19 protein-coding genes are annotated in these 22,797 nt (G+C 48.3%); 15 read left to right on the forward strand and 4 right to left on the reverse strand.

Translation table 11 applies throughout. The features are described 5' to 3' along the window. The first annotated feature begins 224 nt into the window (after positions 1 to 224). From KV201_RS13810 to KV201_RS13845, 8 genes are all read left to right on the forward strand, one after another. Positions 225 to 587: a hypothetical protein gene (locus KV201_RS13810; RefSeq protein ID WP_226059657.1), complete on the forward strand. Its 363-nt coding sequence runs from the start codon at positions 225 to 227 to the stop codon at positions 585 to 587. Between the two features lie 100 nt (positions 588 to 687). Next, complete coding sequence (locus KV201_RS13815) at positions 688 to 1,143, forward strand: DUF2057 family protein (protein ID WP_107402915.1); 456 nt, start codon at positions 688 to 690, stop codon at positions 1,141 to 1,143. Between the two features lie 109 nt (positions 1,144 to 1,252). Further along, positions 1,253 to 1,690 carry a hypothetical protein gene (locus KV201_RS13820; RefSeq protein WP_006084606.1) on the forward strand — a complete coding sequence of 146 codons (438 nt, stop codon included), beginning with the start codon at positions 1,253 to 1,255 and terminating at the stop codon, positions 1,688 to 1,690. A gap of 267 nt (positions 1,691 to 1,957) precedes the next feature. After that, on the forward strand, positions 1,958 to 2,218 hold the full coding sequence (locus tag KV201_RS13825; RefSeq protein WP_226059658.1) for a heavy metal-binding domain-containing protein: 261 nt from the start codon (positions 1,958 to 1,960) through the stop codon (positions 2,216 to 2,218). 21 nt (positions 2,219 to 2,239) lie between these two features. Further along, a complete protein-coding gene (locus KV201_RS13830; RefSeq protein WP_226059659.1) occupies positions 2,240 to 3,781 on the forward strand; it encodes an efflux RND transporter periplasmic adaptor subunit in 1,542 nt (513 codons plus the stop codon). Between the two features lie 9 nt (positions 3,782 to 3,790). Then, positions 3,791 to 6,940 (forward strand): efflux RND transporter permease subunit, encoded by a 3,150-nt coding sequence (locus KV201_RS13835; RefSeq protein ID WP_226059660.1) that lies wholly within the window; start codon positions 3,791 to 3,793, stop codon positions 6,938 to 6,940. Positions 6,941 to 7,148: 208 nt separating this feature from the next. Beyond that, positions 7,149 to 8,318 carry a ribonuclease T2 gene (locus KV201_RS13840; RefSeq protein WP_226059661.1) on the forward strand — a complete coding sequence of 390 codons (1,170 nt, stop codon included), beginning with the start codon at positions 7,149 to 7,151 and terminating at the stop codon, positions 8,316 to 8,318. 352 nt (positions 8,319 to 8,670) lie between these two features. Next, a complete protein-coding gene (locus KV201_RS13845; protein ID WP_226059662.1) occupies positions 8,671 to 10,632 on the forward strand; it encodes a methyl-accepting chemotaxis protein in 1,962 nt (653 codons plus the stop codon). 205 nt (positions 10,633 to 10,837) lie between these two features. Here KV201_RS13845 and KV201_RS13850 read toward each other — a convergent pair whose 3' ends face one another. The 3 genes from KV201_RS13850 to plsB form a co-directional block, all read right to left on the reverse strand. Beyond that, positions 10,838 to 11,611: a VOC family protein gene (locus KV201_RS13850; RefSeq protein WP_226059723.1), complete on the reverse strand. Its 774-nt coding sequence runs from the start codon at positions 11,609 to 11,611 to the stop codon at positions 10,838 to 10,840. A 149-nt stretch (positions 11,612 to 11,760) separates the two neighbouring features. Continuing rightward, positions 11,761 to 13,017 (reverse strand): tryptophan permease, encoded by a 1,257-nt coding sequence (mtr, locus tag KV201_RS13855; protein ID WP_226059663.1) that lies wholly within the window; start codon positions 13,015 to 13,017, stop codon positions 11,761 to 11,763. Further along, on the reverse strand, positions 13,017 to 15,440 hold the full coding sequence (gene plsB / locus KV201_RS13860; RefSeq protein WP_006079610.1) for a glycerol-3-phosphate 1-O-acyltransferase PlsB: 2,424 nt from the start codon (positions 15,438 to 15,440) through the stop codon (positions 13,017 to 13,019). The genes mtr and plsB overlap by 1 nt, the downstream gene beginning before the upstream one ends. Positions 15,441 to 15,600: 160 nt before the next feature. Between plsB and lexA the strand changes: the two genes are divergently transcribed. The 6 genes from lexA (at position 15,601) to KV201_RS13890 (ending at position 21,746) form a co-directional block, all read left to right on the forward strand. Further along, positions 15,601 to 16,221, forward strand: a complete 621-nt coding sequence (gene lexA, locus KV201_RS13865) for a transcriptional repressor LexA (RefSeq protein ID WP_071940326.1) — start codon at positions 15,601 to 15,603, stop codon at positions 16,219 to 16,221. After that, positions 16,218 to 16,730 (forward strand): cell division inhibitor SulA, encoded by a 513-nt coding sequence (locus KV201_RS13870; RefSeq protein ID WP_006079607.1) that lies wholly within the window; start codon positions 16,218 to 16,220, stop codon positions 16,728 to 16,730. The genes lexA and KV201_RS13870 overlap by 4 nt, the downstream gene beginning before the upstream one ends. Before the next feature lie 402 nt (positions 16,731 to 17,132). Next, a complete protein-coding gene (gene coxB, locus KV201_RS13875; RefSeq protein ID WP_226059664.1) occupies positions 17,133 to 18,689 on the forward strand; it encodes a cytochrome c oxidase subunit II in 1,557 nt (518 codons plus the stop codon). Between the two features lie 9 nt (positions 18,690 to 18,698). After that, the gene (gene ctaD, locus KV201_RS13880) at positions 18,699 to 20,291 is read left to right on the forward strand and encodes a cytochrome c oxidase subunit I (RefSeq protein ID WP_006084616.1); all 1,593 of its coding nucleotides are present in this window, start codon (positions 18,699 to 18,701) and stop codon (positions 20,289 to 20,291) included. Between the two features lies 1 nt (position 20,292). Then, positions 20,293 to 20,874: a cytochrome c oxidase assembly protein gene (locus KV201_RS13885; RefSeq protein WP_006079604.1), complete on the forward strand. Its 582-nt coding sequence runs from the start codon at positions 20,293 to 20,295 to the stop codon at positions 20,872 to 20,874. Next, the gene (locus KV201_RS13890; RefSeq protein WP_006079601.1) at positions 20,871 to 21,746 is read left to right on the forward strand and encodes a cytochrome c oxidase subunit 3; all 876 of its coding nucleotides are present in this window, start codon (positions 20,871 to 20,873) and stop codon (positions 21,744 to 21,746) included. Before KV201_RS13885 ends, KV201_RS13890 begins: the two co-directional genes overlap by 4 nt. Before the next feature lie 4 nt (positions 21,747 to 21,750). Here the strand turns inward: KV201_RS13890 and KV201_RS13895 are convergent, their stop codons facing one another. After that, on the reverse strand, positions 21,751 to 21,969 hold the full coding sequence (locus KV201_RS13895) for a DUF2909 family protein (RefSeq protein ID WP_226059665.1): 219 nt from the start codon (positions 21,967 to 21,969) through the stop codon (positions 21,751 to 21,753). Between KV201_RS13895 and KV201_RS13900 the strand changes: the two genes are divergently transcribed. Then, positions 21,968 to 22,732 carry an SURF1 family protein gene (locus KV201_RS13900; RefSeq protein WP_226059666.1) on the forward strand — a complete coding sequence of 255 codons (765 nt, stop codon included), beginning with the start codon at positions 21,968 to 21,970 and terminating at the stop codon, positions 22,730 to 22,732. The two genes, KV201_RS13895 and KV201_RS13900, sit on opposite strands and share 2 nt — an antisense overlap. Positions 22,733 to 22,797 lie beyond the last annotated feature (65 nt).

Below are 22,797 nucleotides of genomic sequence, written 5' to 3' on the forward strand. Positions count from 1 at the left end.
TTAGCATAAGTCTTGGCATGGCTTGAGGTTATGGTTACTTTTGGCGAAGCAAATTATAACGTCTTGCCATGCTGTCTAAAAATCACTCTCGAAAGATCAACAGCCCCTAATTATTAGAAGTGGCCAGGAAATAAATCATTAGAAATTAAAAATTGAACGCGATATGAAACTTTATCGGGTTGACTAAGGTCTCTAAGGGTAAGCAATCAATTTTCCGAGTTATCATGGCTAAATTTTGGATCACCATAGCAGTGTTATTTTCGCTAATCGCCCAATCGGCGATGGTGAGTGCTATGCCAACTTTAGCCAACACCAATGGCCACAGCAGTCAAACCATGCTGATGATGGATGCAGAAATGAACTGCACCATGCCAGATTGTTCTGCATCCGATTGCTTGCAACACTGCCAAGATAGTATGACAAGTCATTGTCAAACCCATTGCCTATCATCACTTTACCTTGAGCCTGCAGTACTAGAACTGGCCTTCGCCAACCCAGCAAGCAAGCGTATTGCCATCCAAGGCTGGGCGATGCAAACTGCCGATCTTGGACTCACTACGCCGCCTCCCACCTCCAATTCGCTGTAACGTCTATCGTTTTTTACAACGTAAAACCGACTAAACACCTTTGATTGCGCCGCTGCATATCCGCACCGCAACGAGGTACAGAGAATTTTTGGAGTTTATTATGAAAACCACTTTATTGAACAAAAGCTTACTAGGCCTAACTTTCGTTATCGGCGCCTTATTAAGTAGCACCACAGTTACAGCCGCCAGCTTAAAAAGCACAGATGCGCTCAGTGTTATCAGTATCAATGGTGTGCCAGCGACGCCCTTTAAACCCATCCAACTCTCCGCCGGGAAAGTACTGCTCGAGCTAAAATATCAGGATATATTTGATTATCGCGCCGATGATAGTGGCAACTGGGTTAAATCAGCGCCGCTTTACTTAGTGTTGGATGTGAAGGCGAGTGATAGTTACCAAATCACCCAGCCCAAAATAATGACTGAAGCTGAAGCGCGCCAATTTATTAAATACCCAACGATTCAACTCAGTATTAATGGTGATAAAGCGGGCGAATATCCACTGCAAAGCCACAGCCAACTAATGGCGAAAATGTTAGTCAGCAATCCCGCTTTCTAATTTAGACGAGTTAAATATTTAATCTGAGGCATGTGCTGAAATGTGAGTTAAATCATTACAGCATAATGCCTCTATGCTAGACTCGAGCCGTTCATCATTTGGAATACTTATGCATCACACACTCGGTCGTTACTTTTTAGTCATGTTCACTTTACTCGCACTCGTCGGGCAAAGTGTTGTGTCTAATGGTCACGCCATGGTGCCACACACTATGGATATGAGTGCGATGAATCATGAAGCTTCCCCCCAAATGCACCATGCTGCCATGACGCAGATGAACACAGAGAACCCTTCTGACTCACATTCAATGGCCAACGCGGATTGCTGCAACGATAAAATGCTTCCCGGCGCGAAACAGCATTGCTGTGATGGCACCACATCATGTTCAAATGATTGTGGTCATTGTTTGACGATTTCAGTCGCTGGCACTCTATTCAGCCCACACCTCTGGCCCAGTGTGAGCATGAGCGATACTGCAATGGCCACTCCTATGCCTCATTTCCACTCGATCTCTTTGTCTTCGGCCTTTAAACCTCCGATAGCCTAGGCCTACTTTGCGCTTAATGGGCAAATCGCCCTCAAGAAGCCAAGCTAAAACGACAATCCAGTTAGCCCTAAGCTAACGCCAAATTTAGCCGTTTATTGTGGTGCCTTATCGTTAAATCGTGCACCCGAGTCTAGCAAAACGTTGTTAACTGAGCCGAATGCCAAGTTGTGGCATCAATCCGTCTATCGAAGCGAACCGCTTTGAACCACTGTGCTCACAGACGTTTATGCGCTCATATTCGGCCGTTAATCCGATGGAGTGAATAATATGAAAACACTAACTAATCTCGCCTTAATCGCATTCTTGCTGAGCAGCACTAGCGTGTTTGCCACGGCTGCGCCGCACGAACATCAACACGACAATGTAAATCCTCAGCAACAAGCACAAACCTATGTTTGCCCTATGCACCCCGAAGTGACTGGCAATAAAGGCGATACTTGCCCTAAATGTGGCATGGACTTAGAGCCAAAGGCGACGGAAGTAAAAACGGCTGAAGGTACGATGCACAACGCGCACGAACACCACTAAGCTAGGCTGGAGATGAGGCATATGGACCAATTTAATACAGTAAAAAAGCTGGCCCCTAAGGCCGTACTGATCTTGAGTAGCTTACTCATCAGTACGCCTTGGTTGAGCCATGCCCAACTGGCTAACACACAAGAGCCCACGGCGACCGAAGCGGCAGTAAATTCTGCAACTGCGCCTAAGAATAATCCGTTAAATCAAGTGAAAACCTACACTTGCCCTATGCATCCCGAAGTGCTCAGCCATGAGCCCGGTCGCTGCCCTAAGTGCAATATGTTTTTAGTTGAGAAACTCGATGCCGCGAATCCTGCGGCCGAGCATGCACAGCATCAAGTCGCAGATCACCAAGCCTCTGAGCATGGGCAAACCTCTGCCGCCAAAGCTTCGAGTCAGGTATTCGATACCCCAACACCTAAGGCCGACAGTTTAGTTAAAGCCCAAAATCATGTGACAACAATCAAGTACGTTTGCCCTATGCATGCCCACATTATCAGTGACGTACCCGGCACTTGCCCTATCTGCGGTATGAACTTAGAAAAGGTCGAAACGGGCGGCAATACCCAAGAAATCAACATCAATGTATCCGGCAGCATGCAGCAAGCGTTGGCGTTAAAGGTGGCCAAGGTTGAACGCGACACACTGTGGAAATTTGTCGAAACCGTCGGTCAAATCGACTATGACGAAAGCCAAATCACCCATATCCATGCCCGCGTTACTGGCTGGATTGAAAAACTGATGATCAAATCCGTGGGCGACACCGTTAAGAAAGATCAACTGATCTACGAGATCTATTCCCCCGATTTAATCAACGCCCAAGATGACTACCTGCTCGCGATGGACACCGCTAAAGCAAACGGCCAAGGCCGCTACAAAGATTTGGTGCGCAATGCGGGCTTACGCTTATCCTTCCTTGGTTTTAACGACAGGCAAATCAAGCAATTAGCCGAGTCACATCAAACCCAATATCGGGTACCTTTCTACGCCAAAGAAGACGGCATAGTGAAGGCTCTCGACATTCGCGATGGCATGTATATTCAGCCGTCGACCGAAGTCATGTCTGTGGTGGATCTCTCTAAAGTCTGGGTGATTGCCGACGTCTTTGAGAACGAGCAAAGCTGGATTGCCAAAGGTCAGAAGGCCGAAATTGCCGTTCCCGCCATGAATATCAGCGGCATCGAAGGCACGATCGATTACATCTACCCTGAGCTTGATCCTGTCACTCGCAGCCTGCGAGTACGAGTAGTGCTCAACAATACCGAGGTAGATTTAAGACCTAAAACCCTCGCCAAAGTCTCACTATTCGGTGGCCCGAATAAAGATGTGCTAGTGATCCCGCAGGAAGCTTTAATTCAAACGGGCAAAGAAAACCGCGTGATCGTCAAGCAAACCGACGACAGCTTTACCGCCAAGGCCGTAACCGTCGGCATGATGAGCCAAGGTAAGGCCGAGATTATTTCAGGCCTGAATGAAGGTGAACGTGTGGTGATTTCGGGGCAATTTTTACTCGACTCTGAAGCCAGCCTCAAGGGCAGTTTAATGCGTTTAAGCAGCGGTCATCAGCACTAGGAGCGCGTTATGTTGAAATATATTATCGAGGCGTCCATCAGGCAGCGATTTATGGTGTTGATTATCGCCATCATGATCACTGTTTGGGGCGTACAGGAGCTGCGGAAAACGCCGCTCGATGCGCTGCCGGATTTATCCGATGTGCAAGTGATCATTAAAACCCCTTATCCGGGTCAAGCGCCAAAATTGGTTGAGGAACAAGTGACTTATCCCTTGTCGACCGCCATGTTAGCCGTACCTGGTGCTAAAACCGTGCGTGGTTATTCCATGTTCGGCGACTCTTACGTGTATGTCATTTTTGAAGATGGTACCGACATTTACTGGGCTCGCTCACGGGTGCTCGAATACCTGAGTCAGATCAGCAGCCGTTTACCGCAAAATGTGCAACCTTCCCTCGGCCCAGATGCGTCTGGTGTCGGTTGGGTGTATGAATATGCGCTGGTCGATCGCTCCGGCAATTTAGATTTATCGCAACTCAAGAGTTTGCAGGATTGGTATCTCAAGCTAGAGCTGCAAAGCGTGGCGGGCGTGTCTGAAGTCGCCACCGTTGGCGGCATGGAGCAAACCTATCAGATAGTGCTTGAGCCCGATAAAATGGCGATCTATAAACTCGATATCGCCACCATTAAACAAGCGATAGACAAAGCCAACAGCGAAGCAGGCGGCTCAGTGATCGAAATGGCCGAAGCCGAATACATGGTGCGCGCCAAAGGCTATCGCCAGACGCTAGAGGATTTTCGTGAAATCCCCCTTGGCATCACCAGTCCTTCTGGCACAGGTTTAACCCTCAAAGATGTTGCCACTGTGCGTAAAGGCCCAGCTTCACGCCGCGGCATAGCAGAACTCGACGGTGAAGGTGAAGTCGTTGGCGGTATTGTGGTGATGCGTTACGGCGAAAACGCCTTAGCGACAATTGATGCAGTGAAAGCAAAACTCGAAGAACTCAAAGCTGGCCTGCCCGATGGGGTTGAGATTATCCCAACCTATGACAGATCCCACTTGATCCTTAAGTCCGTCGACAACTTGTTTAGCAAGGTCGTCGAAGAAATGTTGGTGGTCGGCTTAGTCTGCTTGCTGTTTTTACTGCATGCGCGCTCCACACTCGTGGCCGTGATCACCCTGCCGCTATCCATCCTTATCGCCTTTATCGTGATGAACAAGATGGGTGTTAACGCCAATATCATGAGCCTTGGCGGCATCGCCATTGCCATCGGCGCCGTGGTGGATGGCGCGATTGTGATGATCGAAAACTTGCACAAACATTTAGAGCATTTTAAAGCGGATCATGATCGCGAACCCGATACGAAAGAGCATTGGCGTATCGTCACCGAAGCGTCGATTGAAGTCGGCCCAGCACTATTTTTCTCATTGATTATTATCACCTTAAGCTTTGTACCTGTGTTTGCGCTCGAGGCGCAGGAAGGTCGATTATTCGCGCCACTGGCCTACACTAAAACCTTCGCCATGGCAGCGGCGGCATTTTTATCTATTACCTTAGTGCCGATTTTGATGGGTTACTTTATTCGCGGTAAAATCCCCAGCGAACGTAGCAATCCCATCAGCCGTTTCTTGATCGCGATTTATCAACCTTCACTAAAATTGGTGCTGAAATTCCCTAAAGTCACCCTGATGTTAGCGTTAATCGCGCTGGCCAGCGCTTGGTATCCTATGACCCGCATGGGCAGCGAGTTTATGCCCGCACTCGAAGAAGGCGATTTGCTCTACATGCCAACGGCGTTGCCCGGCATCAGTGCCAGCAAGGCCGCCGAAGTGTTACAGCAAACCGACCGTTTAATCAAAACCGTGCCCGAAGTGGCCCGCGTGTTTGGCAAAGTAGGCCGCGCCGAAACCGCGACCGATCCCGCGCCGCTGACCATGCTTGAAACCACTATCATGCTTAAACCCCATGACGAATGGCGTGAAGGCATGACCTTAGATGGCATTATTGCCCAGCTACAGCAAACCGTAAAAGTACCGGGACTCACCAATGCTTGGGTGCAACCCATCAAAACCCGTATCGACATGCTCTCGACGGGGATCAAAACCCCTGTCGGCATTAAGATCACCGGGGCTGATGTCAACGAACTGCAAAGCATTGGCACTAAGATTGAAGCTATCTTAAGCAAAGTGCCACACACCAAGTCGGCCTACGCCGAACGCAGTGGCGGCGGCCGTTATATCGATATAAGTCCGAAACTGGATGTGGCCGCACGTTACGGTATGACGTTGCAGGATATTCAAGATGTGGTGCGTTACGCCATTGGCGGTATGGACATTGGCGAGTCAGTACAAGGTGCCGAACGTTATCCAATCAACCTGCGTTATCCCCGTGAACTACGCGACAACATCGAGAAACTGCGCGAGCTACCCGTGATCACTAAGTCGGGGCATTATCTGCCGCTACGTAACTTGGCCGACATCGAAATTAACGATGGCGCGCCTATGTTAAAGAGTGAGAATGGCCGCTTAATCTCTTGGGTGTTTATCGATATCGAGGGCACCTCTATCGGTGAGTATATCGCCACCGCGAAAACGGCCTTAGACGCCGAACTCGTTGTCCCGCCCCGTTACAGCTATAGCTTTGCGGGCCAGTACGAATATATGCAAAGGGTCGATGCTAAGCTTAAACAAGTGATCCCTATGGCATTAGCCGTGATCTTCATCCTACTGATGATGACCTTCGGCTCCACCATTCAGGCCAGCATTATTATGCTCAGCCTCCCCTTCGCACTGGTCGGCAGCACTTGGCTGTTATATCTGCTGGATTACAACATATCAGTGGCCGTCGCTGTCGGTATGATTGCCTTAGCGGGTGTCGCCGCCGAGTTTGGAGTGGTGATGTTGGTGTATCTCAATAACGCCATCAAACACAGGCAAGAAAAAGATAATTACCACAGCGTCAATGACTTGAAAGAAGCCTTGATTGAAGGCGCCGTTATGCGGATCCGCCCCAAAGCGATGACAGTGGCAACCATCTTCTTCGGCCTACTGCCCATAATGTGGGGTGCGGGTTCGGGTAACGATGTGATGCAGAAAATCGCCGCGCCTATGGTCGGCGGCATGGTCACAGCGCCCATACTGTCGCTATTTGTCCTACCCGCACTCTATCTACTGATTTACTCGCGTAAATTAAAGAAAGATCCTGCGCACGTAAGTTAACGACAAGAGAGCACCCATAAAAATCCCCTCAAGCTATTAAGGTTTGAGGGGATTTTTCATTCAATCAGATTAAAAATCTAATTTAGCAGCAGTGCCACACAACACTCTGAGTAAAATAAGCCTCTTAGTTTATAACGCTTATGTGTACCATTAACTTAGCGCACCACAGGATTGACCCGACTTACTGCAGCAGAAAGGATTCCATCACATGACCAAGCCATTTTGTTTGACCATCCGCCGGATATGGCCGCAAGCACTTTCCCTTAAAAGCCTATCGCGTACGTTACTTGCGGCGTTCGGTTTATGCGCTGCGCTAATCATTTCAGCAGCACCTGCCTTTGCCGCGCCCGCAACCGGTGAGTTCGTTGCCGATAAACGCTGTGAGCTATTTCAATCGAAAAATAAGCAGACGAATCCAGATCAATGGCAGAGCAATATTGGTGAGCGCTATCCGGTACTCGAAATCCTCGGCAACAGCGCCAAACCTGATTGGCTGCGAGTGCGCACCAACGCAGTGAAGTCTCCCATGCGGTGGATCAGTGGCGCTTGTGGTCAGTATCTTTCCAATGTTGCAGGCAGTAATGTATCGACACCTGCAACGGCGGTAGAACCCGCGCAAACCACTACGGCATCGGATATCAAAGCCAAAAGCCGAGACGGCCTTAAAGAGCATGGCACACCAGAAAAAAGTCAAGGAGATCAATGCCGAATCGGCGGTGAATTTGACACCAACGTGCTGGCATTAAGCTGGCAAAGCACCTTTTGTGAACTCTATGGCCGCCGTAAAGCCGAATGCCGCGCCCTCAGCCAAACGCCAGAATCGAGCCAGTGGCAACACTTCAGCCTGCACGGGCTGTGGCCGAATAGACAACAATGCGGCACACGTTATGGCTATTGCAGCACAGTCAAACTGCAGCCGAATGATTTCTGTACTTATCCTGAGCTTGAACTTAACCCATCGGTGCGCAAAAATTTAGAAGAAGTCATGCCAAGCGCCCAATATGGCACCTGTTTAGAACGCCACGAATGGTGGAAACACGGCACTTGCCGTAGCCAAGACCCTAACGAGTACTTTTTATTGGCAACCCAGCTAACCCAAGCGGTCAATGCCTCGGCATGGGTACAAAAATTTATTCATGACAACATAGGTAAGAGTGTCAGTAAAAGTGAGTTAAACCAAAGTTTTGATAGCAGTTTCGGTCAAGGTGCTCACGCTAAAATGAGCCTAGAATGTGGCAAGGGATTACTGAGTGAAATCCGCATTAATTTGCCCGAGGTCATTAAAGCCTCAGACTCCTTGCCTAGCCTACTCGCCAAGGCTAACAAGGCAGGCAGAGGCTCCTGCCCTGAGACAATCATGATTGATAATGCTAATTAAATATTCTAAACCCGCAAATGCTTAAGAGTGATGACGGCCCAATTCGGCCGTCAAATTCAATCACCAACGGATAGCTCGCCGCAGCAACTCGGTTTTAGACAATGTCCATAGCCCAAAAATAAACTGATAAATTTACTTTCAATTCAATACTATAAATACAATACCAACAAGATATTTCGCTTCACCCCATTCACACCCTAAGGTTGCAACGAACTTACATTAAACAAAGTTTATGTTCGGCCGCATTAGCTTGTCATTGAAATAACTCACCTATACTCAAATAGATCTCGCGATAGAGAGGCTCTATCGTATCCACCAATGCCATGGAAGACATTTTTAGCTCGGGGCAATCATGTTCTCCATAAACCAACTCGCATTAACTAAAAAACTCGCCATAGTGCCAGTGTTACTCGTGGCAATGCTTATCACCCTTGGACTCACGAGTTATTTCGCACTAACTGATATCGATAATAGAATGCGACTAGTCACTGAAGATCTTGCTCCTGAGAGTGCGATCACCAGCAACTTATTACAGGAAATTTATCGACTTCGTTTAGCAGTAAAGACCTATGTCAAAACGGGATCAGCAGAAGCCGCCACAGATTTTAGCAATCAGAGTAGTAAAGCCCACGAGATGATTGCAAAAGCTAAAGCGCACATTTCCTTCCCTGAAAGAATCAAATTCATCAATCAAATCGGCGAGCACCAAGTCGAATATGTTGACATTTTTAATCGAAAAATAATTGTTAATCAGCAAAATAGAGAAAGATTAGTTTCAGGAACGCTTGATATTAAAGGGCCTGAGGTTGAAAAAATACTATCACAAATCATGCAATCTTCCTTTAATGACGGGGATGTCAGGGGCGCATTTTATGCCGGTAAAACCTTGAGGGAACTGCTGTTAGTAAGACTCTATGTGGTGAAGTTTTTAGTCGATAATCAACCTGAACAAGCCAAAAGATTCACAGATGAACTCAACAAAACCCACCTGGCGATAGACGAGCTTGCCGCGTCACTCGAAAATCTCGAATATCAATCCCAAGTCAAACAGGCAAATCAACTCCTTAAAGAATATGAGCAAGCGGCTCAGTCCGTTGTCGAAGCCATAAATAATCGCAATACCGCTATCGTAGAGCTTGATAAGATTGGTATTGAAATGGCTGAAATGACCTCCGACTTGCAAGATAGCACGATGAAATCACTGTCTGATGCGGGCGATAAAGCGGCTCAGGAAGTCAGTCAAAAAATCACTTTCATCAGTATCATCCTGATTATCGCCATCCTTATGGCCGCCCTGATAACCTTCATTGTGACGCAAAGTCTGCTGAGCAGCATTCGTGAAGTCGTCACACTACTCAATGAAATTGCTGATGGAGAGGCCGACTTAACTCAAAGATTACCTGAAAATGGCCATGATGAATTGACTCAATTAGCCAAAAATTTCAATCGCTTCGTGGTGCGTATCCAAGTGTTAGTCTCACAAGTAAAAAACACCACAGTGCAACTGGTTAGCGCGTCGACTCAACTCAGCAGTGTCACCCATAGCGCGACCAAAGATATGAGCTCGCAGCAAAATGAGACTCAACAGGTTGCCTCCGCGATAACCGAAATGGCAGCAAGCGCCATAGAAGTGGCCGCCAGTGCTGATACTGCCAACAAGCTGTCCGAAGAAGCGCGGGAACAATCCCTCTCCGGCCGTGAAATTGTCGCTAATGCCACCCATTCGATGAAGGAATTAGCGGAAAAAGTAGAAGCTTCAGCAAACACCATAGAACTGTTAAGGAATGACAGCGACAAGATAGGTGAAGTGCTCGATGTAATTCGTGCGATTGCCGAACAAACCAATTTACTCGCGCTCAATGCCGCCATCGAGGCTGCGCGGGCGGGCGAGCAAGGACGCGGTTTTGCCGTGGTTGCCGATGAAGTGCGTTCACTTGCCAGTCGGACACAGGAATCGACCAAGCAAATTCAGCAGATTATTCAAACGCTGCAAAACAGATCAAGCTCGGCGACCACTATGATGGGACAAAGCCGCGAAGCCACAAGTACAACCGTGATCCAAGTGACTAAGGTTGAGGCCGCGCTATCGACGATAACGGATATGGTCATGTCAATCAGCCACTCAGTCTCACAAATGGCCCACGCCGCCGAACAACAGTCGACGGTTGTCGAAGAGATCAATATTTCGATTAACAGCGTGAGTGAAAGTGCCAATCGTACCTTAGGCGGCGTGAATCAAACAGCGAGCTCGGCGAACGACTTACTCAAACTGGGTCATCAACTAGATAATTTAGTCAGTGAATTCAGAGTGTAATAGAAGTTTTATGAGGAGTTTAATGAAGGCTAGAACAGAGAACATAATAAGCTCAGCGGCAATTTAACAACTAGGTGCGCTCTGGCGTACCTAGTTGTTGTAGACCCCATATCTTTAAACCTAGCCTCTTTAAACTTAGCCTCTAAACCTATCGCTTTAGATCGTCAGCATTAAATTCACTGCTGCGGATAAAGATAGCTACGGCTTACATCTGATTAAGCTTGATCACCGCAAAGGTGGCACCTTGGGCGTCGGCTATTACAGAGAATCTGCCCACATCGGGGATATCACTGGGCGGAATGCACACTTGCGCGCCTAACGCTTGGGCTTTTTCTGCAAATGCATCGCAATCGACTACTGCAAAATAAAGCAACCAATGGGGAGAGATGTCGCCCCATTCTGGCATGATGGTCATCATGCCGCCGATGGATTGGCCGTCAACTTGCCACTCAGAGTATTCGATGTCCGGCATGTCGCTGGGCGAGTTAGTCCAAGGGAATATTTTGCAGTAAAAGGCTTCTTCAGCGCGTGGTTCTTTACATGCCAGCTCAACCCAGCAAAGGGTATTGAGTTCACCCTGACGGCGAGCACCGATATGATTCTTCGCTTGCCACAGCGCAAAACGTGCGCCTTGTGGATCGCTCACCTGCGCCATCACGCCCGCGTCAGCCACAATATGCGGCCCCATGTGCACTTGGCCGCCCGCATCTTGAATCGCTGCAATGCTGGCATCCATATCATCAACGGCAAAGTAGACACGCCAATGGCTAGGGATCTGCGACTCTGACTCGGGGATTTGGTACATGGCACCTAAATCATCCCCCGCTAAATTGAATAGCGAAAAATGACCTTCTGGGATTGGCATGTCAACTGAATCCCAACCAAATAACGCTTGGTAGAATGTCTTAGCAGCTTGCCAATCGTGGCTTGCGAGTTCAACCCAACATGCATGTCCTTGTGCGTACTGAGTAATTTTCATCATTGGCTCCTTCGTTTTTACAATCATTCGAGTTAAGTCTGAGTTCGTACTTCTGTCCAGTGTCGGGATAAAAAAGATCTGCAGAATTAAAACTCAATCGCCAAATACAAAAAAGCCCTCACGCAGAGGGCTTAAATCATCGAAAAAAATTAGGAATATTGCGGCAGTAAATTTGCCATCGCGAGCAGATGACAAGCACCCGTGACTATGCCAAATAACACCACAAGAATAATCAGCGGTGTACCGCCTATCACTCTAAAACCTGTGCTCTCGGGGAATAACTGCCGTGATTTATAGGCCATCAGCGCCGGGACGATTACCGCCCACACTGTCGCCGCTAAAGCCGCAAAGCCAATCGCCACTAAGAAACCGTCGGGGAACAGTAATCCTAAAATCGTCGGCGGCACAAAGGTCACTAACGCGGTTTTCATCCGGCCAGAGCGCGAATCGTCAAAACCAAACAAGTCGGCGAGATAATCAAACAAACCTAAGGTCACCCCTAAGAAAGATGAAGCCACGGCCAAGTTAGCAAACAGCGTTAACATACTGTTCAACCAGCTACTCGCCATCACCTCAGACAAAGCGCCCACCAAGACCCCCATATTGCCGCCTTGGGCAATAATGTCGATAAACTGGCTGCGGGGAATATTGCCCATAGTCGCCACTAACCAACAGGCATAAATCACCAGCGCGATAAAGGTGCCGACGAAAATCGCCTTGATAATGGTGGAAGAATCTTTGCCGTAATACTTCACTAAGCTGGGAACATTACCATGGTAACCAAAGCTGGCAAGACCAAAGGGCAACGCCGCCCACAAATAAGGTGAAAAGCTGCTATTACCATCGGGTTCGAGCAACTTAGTCACATCGATTTCGATCAGTAAATTACCAATAGCAAGGAAGAAGGTAATGATCATACCGCCGAGCATAATCGTGGTAATGCGATCCACGGCCTTAGTGCTGATCAACACTATGCTCGCCAATACTATGGCAAACACCAGCCCTGCCACACTTTGCGGTAACTCAATTCCCATGCCCTGCAAGCTGTGATTCACAATCGAGCCACCGCCGCTGATATAGGCATAAGTCAAAATATACAGCACGAACGCGATAGAAACGCCGTTCACTATCCGCCAAAACTGCCCTAAGGTTTGCTTGCTTAAAGTATCGAAGCTGGCACCGGGTTCGAAATGCAAATTGGTTTCGAGTAGCAATAAGCCCGACATCAACATGCAAAACCAAATGCCCAATAACATTAAAATCGAATAGCCAAACCACATACCTGCACCGACCACGGGCAGAGAAAACATCCCAGCACCTACGGTCGTACCGGCAATAATCATGGCGCCACCGAGCAAGGACCTACCTGCGGGCTTATGCTTAGCCGCATTCATATGATTTGCCATTAAACTGTATGCTCCGCGGTGACACTCGCCACTATCGTTTGTTTCACTGACGGACGTAATAAGCTATTGGCTTGATCTCGTATGCGATTGATATTGGACTTATCTTGGTTATCCGCCAGATATCCCAATTCTTTGAGCTTAACGCTCAAGGTGCCGTAAAGTTTCTTATCGTAGAACTCAGGCGCGGTAATGCCATGCAAAGCGCCTAAACGCTGGGCGAGTAGATGACTCTCAGACTCAAGTTCTGAGCGCTCCATCTTAGGTCTGTTCGCTAACAGATTGAAGATAATGGCATAGCGTTGCAGAGTCTCGCTCACTGAACTGGCTAACAATAATAGTTGGCTAGTGTGTTCAGGCACGACGGTTAAGGTATCAGTCTCAACCACTAACCCTTGTTCAATGAAGAAATCCAGCACTTGATTGACATAGGCAGGTACATCCTTAATGCCCATGAAGAGTTCGGCTTTCAGCAGTGGATAAAAATCGGCAACGATTGACACAACTTGCTGACGCGGGATCTGCTCATTATGCGTTAAGCAGCTCGCAATTAATGACGGTACGATAAATAAGTGAATGATATTGTTACGATAGTAAGTCATGGACACAGCCTGACTCGCCTCGATAGACACAATTTCACCTAAAGGATCGGCACAAACAACAAACTTATTCAGCTCTAAACCTTGCTGCACTAAATGCTTACCATCACCTTCGGCAACCGAAGTATAAGTAGTGTAAGGCACTTTTTTGAGTAGGGTCAGATACAGATCAAGCTGACGCTCCAACAGACTGCGCTCTAAGGCATTTTGATCTGTGGCCAGCAACACTAAACTCGTCAAGGTCACCGAACTCGCCGCCGCCGCATCGTTAATATTCGTCATCACTCGATTCGCCAGCACGTTTACCGCTGGCGTTAACCAGCTTGGTTTTTGCTCAGGATCATCGGCCAACTCAGTACGCCAGTTTGGCGCGCGCTCATTTAAGAAGTTTTGCAGAGTAATCGGCTCGCCAAAGTTCACATAACCTTGGCCGAAATTACCAAGTTTGCGAATCGCACCAAACACCTGCCACACAGATTCTTTTTTCTTTTTCTTACCACTTAACTCTTTATGGTACGTCGCCACTTCCATCACATGGTCATAGCCTAAATACACAGGCACCAATGTTACCGGACGCTCGATACCGCGCAGCACGCTGTTCATCGTCATGGCGATCATGCCCGTTTTTGGCGCCAATAGACGACCGGTACGTGAGCGGCCGCCTTCAGAGAAATATTCCACCGAATAACCTTTAGCAAACAGTTGGTCTAAATATTCACGGAATACTGCGGTGTACAGCTTATTGCCATTAAAACTACGGCGGATAAAGAAGGCACCACCGCGACGGAACATAGGTCCCGCGGGCCAGAAGTTGAGGTTAATACCAGCAGCAATGTGCGGCGGAACCATGCCTTGATAATACAAAATATACGATAACAGCAGGTAATCCATGTGGCTCCGATGGCAAGGCACATAGACAATCTCGTGGCCATCATGGTGCAACTGGCGAACTTGCTCGGCACCTTTGATGTTGATCCCGCTGTAAAGCTTGTTCCACAACCAAGTTAAGAAACGCTCAGCAATACGCACTAAGCTATCTGAGTAATCTGCAGCGATTTCATCGAGATACTCAATAGCCGTCTCGCGCGCTTGGGTCTCAGAAATCTTTTTGTTGGCCGCTTCTTCTTGAATCGCTTTACGCAGCGACTCGGATTTGAGCAACGAATGAAATAGTGCTTGGCGATTTGGCAACACAGGCCCTGTCATCACCTTACGTTGACGACGGAAATGCACCCGCGCGACCCGCGCTAACTTATGAGCGATCCCCATGTCAGTGCCGTGTTCGTCGGCCATGTATCGCAGAGATACCGCATTTGAAAACTGCACGAAGTTATGTCGACCTAAGAATAGAATCATCAAGCATTTGCGCAGCCAAGTCGGGTTTTCCCGCTCAAACACGGCCGCCTTCATAGTGTCGTCTTCTTTCCCTGGCGTGCGGCCCCAATACAGGCTCACGGGCACCAATTGAATGTCTAATTCAGGGCGCTCCTTATGCACGGCCAACAAACGCATAAAGCATTCGAGGAAAGGCTCGTTACCCGCACGCTCACCAAACAGCGGCTTACGCCCTTGAAGACAGACAACCCGAGGCGCAATCACACCATTCGCCACTAAAGGCTCATAGGGGCTCGGCAGTCCTAACTTAGCCGTAATTTCGCTCAGGGCAGCGATGTCACTCAGCGATTCCGTTTTCATCACATAAGCAAGGGGTCTGGAGGCATCCAGATTCAGATCGGCAAAGGGATCCTGAGGCACAACAATAGTGTGCACTAAGTGTTTTTGGATCCAGCGTAATGATTTCAACCAAAGAGAGTCGTGTTTAGGCATTATTCTTATGCAATTAAGTACGTTTACTAGCCCGGTAGAATACCAGACTATGGGTAATATTCGCTAATTCTCTCCAACATAGCTAAAAAGTGGTTAATACTTGCGCTGCAAATAATACTGTATATACTAACAGTAACTGTATAGAAAAACAGGAAACACCATGAGACCTTTGACGCCACGCCAAGCTGAAATTTTAGAGCTAATTAAACGAAATATTGCCGATACTGGCATGCCACCCACTCGGGCAGAAATTGCGACCCGTTTAGGTTTTAAGAGCGCCAATGCGGCTGAAGAGCATCTTAAAGCGTTGGCGAAAAAGGGCTGCATTGAGATCATGCCAGGCACATCGCGGGGCATTCGTCTGACTGCGGAAGTCGAAGAAGTAACTGAAACAGGTTTACCGCTTATCGGTCAAGTAGCCGCTGGCGAACCTATTCTCGCCCAAGAACATGTTGAACAGTACTACCAAGTCGACCCAAGCATGTTCCATCCCGCCGCCGATTTTTTACTGCGGGTTAAAGGCGACAGCATGAAGAATATCGGCATTCTCGAAGGAGATTTGCTGGCAGTTCATAAAATACAACAAGCTAGAAATGGTCAAGTGGTTGTCGCTAGAGTCGACGACGATGTCACTGTTAAACGTTTCGAAAAAAAAGGTAATGTGGTCTATCTACACGCCGAAAATGAAGACTATTCCCCGATTAAAGTGGATTTAGGCTATCAAAGTTTAACAATTGAAGGACTCGCCGTCGGTGTGATCCGTAATGGAGATTGGCTATGAACAAACTACTTGGCAATGCACCCCGCCATCCGGGCTTGTGGCTCGATGAAGTCCGTGATGCCGACTATGACTGGCACCATGCACCTATCGCCTGCATGCCAACTAAGACTCAAGGTCGCCAAGAATTAATCCATCTGAGCGCGCAACTCGCCCAGTTAAGCCAACAGGGCCGTTGGTTAGTGCTCATCAACCCGCCGAGTATTGGTTACAAACAAATGCTCGCCAACGCTGGGGTGCGTATGGACAGAGTCTTACTGGTGCACGCGAAAGATGAAGTGGAAACCCTGTGGGCGATGGAAAAAGCCTTAACAAGTGGTACGTCCAGTGCGGTTATTACTTGGACCCAATCATTAGATGCACGCGATAATCGTCGCCTGCAAATTGTCGCTAAAAGTGCCCGCGCCATGGGCATAGTGCTAGAAGACGTAAACAGTCACTTACATGGCGACGTACGCATTGAGCAAGGTAGCCTCTTCGGCCAACAATCTTTTTTTAGCGCTGTACATTAAATATTCATTTAATTTTTTACCTTGAAAGCCGCCTCGCCTATGAATGTGAGGCTTTTTTTTGGCAATTTTTCAGACAATTAGATAAATAAGTGATCTTGATCAATATTTAAACAGCAAGTATGGTTGGTTTAGTCGGCGATGATATATCGCCGCCCGTGGCAAATAAATCGAGCCGTAATCGAGTTCAAAATGCCACTAAAAATAGAGAACAGATTTATTTCAGTCGTATGTGCCAGCGTGGCTAATACCAGCAGTAATAATACTTAATTAAAAGTAACAGCCGCCAACGCACGTTGAAGTCAAAAAAGCTTTTTTGGGAACTGAAGAGTTTGCATAGAGTTGAGACTTACTGTGTTGCTCTTCTTTGTAGTTGCTATTCGCAATTGGCAGAGGAGAAGTCTTGTGAAGCAATTGTTGTATTGTTTACTCGTGGTGTTATTCGCACCACCGTTGGCCGCCGCGGACATGCGGTTCAACATGACCCCTGGCGTAACCGAGATCAGTGGCAAGGTTTATCACTTGCACATGACCATCTTGTATATCTGCTGCGCCATTGGCCTTGTGGTCTTTGGCGTGATGATTTACGCCATGATCAACCACAGAAAATCCAAAGGCGCTGTCGCGTCCCACTTTCACGAAAGCACTAAAGTTGAAATCGCTTGGACGATTCTGCCATTTATCATTTTGATCTTAATGGCGATTCCTGCGACAAAAACCTTAATTGCGATGGAAGATCCCAGCGACGCCGATCTGACCGTTAAAGTCACGGGTTCCCAATGGAAATGGCATTACAGCTATTTCGATCAAGACATTGATTTTTACAGCATACTCGCAACCCCTAGAGCACAAATCGACGGTACCGAAACCAAAGGCGAAAACTACCTATTGGAAGTCGATAAGCCGCTCGTTCTGCCGATAAATCGCAAAATCCGCTTTTTGATGACCTCTGAAGATGTCATCCATTCATGGTGGGTACCTGCTTTTGCCGTGAAGAAAGATGCCAACCCAGGATTTATCAATGAGGCTTGGACTCGCATCGACAAACCCGGTATTTACCGTGGTCAATGCGCCGAACTTTGCGGTAAAGACCATGGTTTTATGCCGATCGTAGTGCAAGCCATACCCGAAGCCGAGTTTGAAGCTTGGGTGACGGAGCAGAAACAAGCCGCAGGCGCGGCGGCAGAAGCCGCTCAAGCCGCTTTATCACAGACCCTTAGCAAAGATGATCTGATGACTCAAGGTGAGCAAGTTTACCTCGGGCACTGCGCAGCCTGCCACCAGCCCAATGGCGAGGGTTTACAAGGCGTATTCCCACACCTCAAAGGCAGTCCGATAGCAACGGGACCGCTCAGCGGCCACCTTGAAATCGTACTCAACGGTAAAACGGGTACGGCTATGCAAGCCTTTGGCAAGCAATTGAGCGCACAAGAAATTGCCGCTGTGATTACCTATGAGCGTAATGCTTGGGGCAATAATACTGGCGATGCTGTGCAGGCCAAAGATGTCAATGAGCACATAAACGGCAGTGCTGGCACACAGGCACCTGCTACCACACCAGCAAACACGGCCCCAACTCCCGCACCTACAACTGAGCCCGCAGCAGTTGTCGACTCCGCAACCATAGTCGAGCCGGCGAGTCTCCCCAAGCTCACCCATGAGGCACTGATGGCCGAAGGTGAAACTGTCTACACCACCACTTGCGCGGCCTGCCATCAGTTAACGGGAGCTGGCATACCACCTGCCTTCCCCGCCCTCGCTGGCAGTGCTATCGCCACTGGGCCAGTCGCCAATCATCTCGATATTGTGATGCACGGCAAAACGGGCACGGCTATGCAGGCATTTGGCAAACAACTCAGCCCACAGCAACTCGCAGCAGTCATTACCTATGAGCGCAATGCTTGGGGCAACAATACCGGCGATACAGTGCAACCTGCTGATATCGCAAGCCATGGACAGTAGGGGATTATGATGAGCACAACGACTCAAGATCAAACCGCAGCCCATGATGACCATCATCATGGTGCGCCAAAGGGCATCATGCGCTGGGTGCTAACCACCAACCATAAAGACATTGGAACTTTGTATTTATGGTTCAGCTTCATTATGTTTTTAACCGGTGGTGCTATGGCCATGGTGATCCGCGCTGAACTCTTTCAGCCCGGATTACAATTGGTCGAGCCCAACTTTTTTAACCAAATGACCACAGTCCATGGGCTGATCATGGTATTCGGCGCGGTAATGCCCGCCTTTACTGGGCTAGCAAACTGGCTGATCCCTATGATGATTGGTGCGCCAGATATGGCGCTGCCACGGATGAATAACTGGAGTTTTTGGATCTTACCCTTCGCCTTTACCATCCTACTCAGCTCGCTGTTTATGGAAGGCGGCGGACCTAACTTTGGTTGGACCTTCTACGCGCCACTGTCTACCACTTATAGTCCTGACAGCACGGCACTCTTCGTGTTCTCTATTCATATCATGGGGATAAGTTCGATCATGGGTGCAATCAACGTGATTGTAACCATAGTGAATTTACGTGCGCCCGGTATGACATGGATGAAGTTGCCGCTGTTTGTGTGGACTTGGCTTATCACAGCATTCCTGCTGATCGCTGTGATGCCAGTACTTGCGGGCGCTGTGACTATGGTGCTGACCGATAAGTTTTTCGGCACTAGCTTCTTCGAAGCGGCAGGCGGCGGCGATCCTGTGATGTTCCAGCATATTTTCTGGTTCTTCGGCCACCCTGAGGTCTACATCATGATTTTGCCGTCCTTTGGCATCATCTCCGCCATAGTACCCGCCTTCAGCCGCAAACCATTATTTGGCTATGCATCAATGGTTTATGCCACTGCCAGTATTGCAATTCTGTCGTTCCTCGTGTGGGCGCACCACATGTTCACTACAGGCATGCCAGTGTTTGCCGAGCTGTTCTTCATGTATTGCACTATGTTGATTGCGGTGCCAACGGGGGTGAAAGTGTTTAACTGGGTCGCGACTATGTGGCGTGGTTCACTCAGCTTTGAAACCCCTATGTTGTTCGCCGTGGCCTTTATCATACTCTTCACCATTGGCGGGTTTTCGGGGTTAATGCTTGCCATTACGCCAGCCGACTTCCAATACCACGACACCTATTTTGTGGTGGCGCATTTCCATTATGTGCTCGTGACTGGGGCGATTTTCTCCATCATGGCGGCAGCCTATTACTGGCTACCTAAGTGGACGGGGCACATGTACAACGAGCGACTGGGGCAATGGCATTTCTGGTGTTCGGTGATTTCGGTCAACGTACTGTTTTTCCCGATGCATTTCCTTGGGCTAGCAGGTATGCCAAGGCGTATCCCCGATTACTCGATTCAATTTGCCGATGTTAATCAAATCGTTTCGATTGGTGGCTTCGCCTTCGGCTTATCGCAATTGATTTTTTTAGTGTTAGTGATCAAGTGCATCCGTGGCGGCGAAAAAGCCCCCGCTAAACCTTGGGAAGGTTCCGAGGGTTTAGAGTGGACATTGCCAAGCCCAGCGCCTTATCACTCCTTCACGACACCACCTGAGGTGAAATGAAATGACGAACCATCACCAGCCAGAAAAACCTAAGTCAAATCGAAAGCTTATCAGCATGCTCGTCATGGGCTGTATTGGTATGTTTGGTTTTGGGTTCGCGCTGGTGCCGCTATACGATGTGCTATGTGAAAAGCTGGGGATTAACGGTAAAACCTCCAATACCGCCAGTAGTTATCAAGCGATAACCATAGATACTAGCCGTATTGTCACCGTGGAATTTATCTCCCAAGTGCAAACGGGTATGCCGTGGAAATTTGAGCCGCAAACCAAGCGGCTCGAAGTTCACCCCGGCGAACTGATACACACAGCATTTTTGGCACGCAATGTGTCAGACAGAGCCACGGTCGGTCAGGCGATACCTTCAATATCACCTGGGCAAGGCGCGGCATATTTTAATAAAACGGAATGTTTTTGCTTTAATCAACAGCACTTAGCGGCTTCGACAAGCGCTGAGTTGCCGCTCATTTTCTTTGTGGATCCTCAGTTACCTGAATCCATCCACACTCTGACCCTCTCTTACACCCTCTACGACATTACCGACAAGCAGTTAGCGTCTGCCATAGAGCAAGGAGCTGCAAAATGACCACAAAACATGAAAATTACTATGTTCCCGCCCAAAGTGCTTGGCCCATCATTGGCGCTATAGGATTGTTTCTAATCGCCTTGGGCGCAGGACACTTTGTCCATCAACTAAAATCTGGCGCATCGGGTGGCGGTTATATCCTGCTAGCGGGTATCGCCGTGATCCTCTTTATGCTGGTTGGCTGGTTTAGAACCGTGATCAACGAATCTATGACTGGGCTTTATTCGCACCAAATGGATAGATCCTTTCGCCAAGGCATGAGCTGGTTTATTTTTTCGGAAGTGATGTTCTTCGGCGCATTTTTTGGAGCGTTATTTTATGCTCGCATGGTCGCAGTGCCTTGGCTCGGTGGCGCTTCCAATAACGCCATGACCCATGAAGTACTCTGGCCACAATTCGAAGCCGTTTGGCCGTTGCTCACTACGCCAGATGGCACCAAAACCGAAGCGATGCCGTGGAATGGCCTGCCGTTAATCAACACTATCGTGCTGCTGACCTCCTCAGTCACCTTACATTTTGCCCATGTCAGCCTAGAGAAAGGCAAGCGCTCGGCCATCACACTGTGGCTCGGGATCACCATACTTTTGGGTATGGGTTTCCTTGCCTTGCAGGCCGAAGAATATATGCATGCCTACCATGAAATGGGGCTCACCCTGACCTCAGGGGTTTATGGCAACACCTTCTTCCTCTTAACTGGCTTTCACGGCATGCATGTTTCGCTCGGCACTCTGTTTTTATTAGTTTTGTTTTTCAGAGTGTTGAAGGGTCACTTTAGCGCAGATAAGCATTTTGCTTTCCAAGCGGGGAGTTGGTATTGGCACTTTGTCGATGTGGTCTGGCTGTGTTTGTTTATTTTCGTCTACGTACTTTAAGGCTTTAGTAAGGCGTGGGATTGGGGCTGATTAACCCAGTCCCTAAGGCCACCAGCAGCAACAGAATAACGAGTACCGAGAAAATCACCCGGCGACCAAGATAACGGCTCATAGGCACTTTGCCATCACCTTTCACCATAATAAACAAGGCTCTACCTAGATTAAAAATGATGAACAGCAACAGCAGAACTAAGACCAATTTAAAAATGAATAGGGTATTCATGCAATATCCTTATGTTCTGCTGAATAAATTAACGGTTTTTTTACTGATATTGACTGTGGCTGTATTCGTGATGTTGGTCAAGTTGGGTCTATGGCAATTAGCCCGCGGCGAAGAAAAAACCATGCTGTTAACCCAAATGGAGGCAAGACAATCCTTGCTGCCATTAAGTTTTGAGCAGCTCCAACTCAAAATCGATAAGGAAGGCGTAACAGGTTATCGACTGCATGTGCACGCCATACCCGCGAGCTCGCAAATATGGCTACTGGATAATCAAATCTATCAGGGCCAAGTGGGCTATTTAGCCTTTCAGCCCCTGCAAGTGACTGCGGGTCAACCTTGGTTACTGGTCGAATTAGGTTTTGTCGCCGCCAATTCACACCGTGATGAGTTGCCCCACATCAGCCCACTTAGCGGTGAATTGAATATCGAAGGTCGGCTTTATCAAAAGCAAATCAATCCTTTGAGCCAGGCTTTAATGGCAGAAACGGGGACAAGTATTCGCTTTCAGAATTTGAATATACCGGAAATGGCGCAGATGTTAGGCCACCCTTTACTAGATGCAGTGCTGCAACCGGATGAGCTACCCGCCCTCGCCTTGCCGCATCCTTGGCAACCCTTCCCACTGTCGGCGCAAAAACATTGGGGTTATGCGCTGCAGTGGTTCTCAATGGCGGCCGTGTTCGCTGGGCTCATGCTGTGGCAAGGGATTAAGTATGTAAAACGCCATAGTGCCGAAACAATCGCAAACTCAAGGAGCGAATAGGGAAATTCGTACCATACTTAGCAAGACACAAATAAAAACTAAATAAATATAAAACAATAAATTAG

Source organism: Shewanella sp. SR1 (assembly GCF_020447145.1).
In the GTDB taxonomy this organism is placed as follows: domain Bacteria; phylum Pseudomonadota; class Gammaproteobacteria; order Enterobacterales; family Shewanellaceae; genus Shewanella; species Shewanella baltica.

What these genes read in the sequence shown, in the direction of transcription:
- ctaD (WP_006084616.1), top strand. Translation starts at nt 18,699, where the DNA reads ATGAGCACAACGACTCAAGATCAAACCGCAGCCCATGATGACCATCAT.
- KV201_RS13845 (WP_226059662.1), top strand. Translation starts at nt 8,671, where the DNA reads ATGTTCTCCATAAACCAACTCGCATTAACTAAAAAACTCGCCATAGTG.
- KV201_RS13895 (WP_226059665.1), bottom strand. Translation starts at nt 21,969, where the DNA reads ATGAATACCCTATTCATTTTTAAATTGGTCTTAGTTCTGCTGTTGCTG.
- KV201_RS13900 (WP_226059666.1), top strand. Translation starts at nt 21,968, where the DNA reads ATGCAATATCCTTATGTTCTGCTGAATAAATTAACGGTTTTTTTACTG.
- KV201_RS13840 (WP_226059661.1), top strand. Translation starts at nt 7,149, where the DNA reads ATGACCAAGCCATTTTGTTTGACCATCCGCCGGATATGGCCGCAAGCA.
- KV201_RS13815 (WP_107402915.1), top strand. Translation starts at nt 688, where the DNA reads ATGAAAACCACTTTATTGAACAAAAGCTTACTAGGCCTAACTTTCGTT.
- KV201_RS13820 (WP_006084606.1), top strand. Translation starts at nt 1,253, where the DNA reads ATGCATCACACACTCGGTCGTTACTTTTTAGTCATGTTCACTTTACTC.
- KV201_RS13870 (WP_006079607.1), top strand. Translation starts at nt 16,218, where the DNA reads ATGAACAAACTACTTGGCAATGCACCCCGCCATCCGGGCTTGTGGCTC.
- KV201_RS13825 (WP_226059658.1), top strand. Translation starts at nt 1,958, where the DNA reads ATGAAAACACTAACTAATCTCGCCTTAATCGCATTCTTGCTGAGCAGC.
- KV201_RS13830 (WP_226059659.1), top strand. Translation starts at nt 2,240, where the DNA reads ATGGACCAATTTAATACAGTAAAAAAGCTGGCCCCTAAGGCCGTACTG.
- KV201_RS13810 (WP_226059657.1), top strand. Translation starts at nt 225, where the DNA reads ATGGCTAAATTTTGGATCACCATAGCAGTGTTATTTTCGCTAATCGCC.
- KV201_RS13885 (WP_006079604.1), top strand. Translation starts at nt 20,293, where the DNA reads ATGACGAACCATCACCAGCCAGAAAAACCTAAGTCAAATCGAAAGCTT.
- mtr (WP_226059663.1), bottom strand. Translation starts at nt 13,017, where the DNA reads ATGGCAAATCATATGAATGCGGCTAAGCATAAGCCCGCAGGTAGGTCC.
- lexA (WP_071940326.1), top strand. Translation starts at nt 15,601, where the DNA reads ATGAGACCTTTGACGCCACGCCAAGCTGAAATTTTAGAGCTAATTAAA.
- plsB (WP_006079610.1), bottom strand. Translation starts at nt 15,440, where the DNA reads ATGCCTAAACACGACTCTCTTTGGTTGAAATCATTACGCTGGATCCAA.
- KV201_RS13890 (WP_006079601.1), top strand. Translation starts at nt 20,871, where the DNA reads ATGACCACAAAACATGAAAATTACTATGTTCCCGCCCAAAGTGCTTGG.
- KV201_RS13850 (WP_226059723.1), bottom strand. Translation starts at nt 11,611, where the DNA reads ATGAAAATTACTCAGTACGCACAAGGACATGCATGTTGGGTTGAACTC.
- KV201_RS13835 (WP_226059660.1), top strand. Translation starts at nt 3,791, where the DNA reads ATGTTGAAATATATTATCGAGGCGTCCATCAGGCAGCGATTTATGGTG.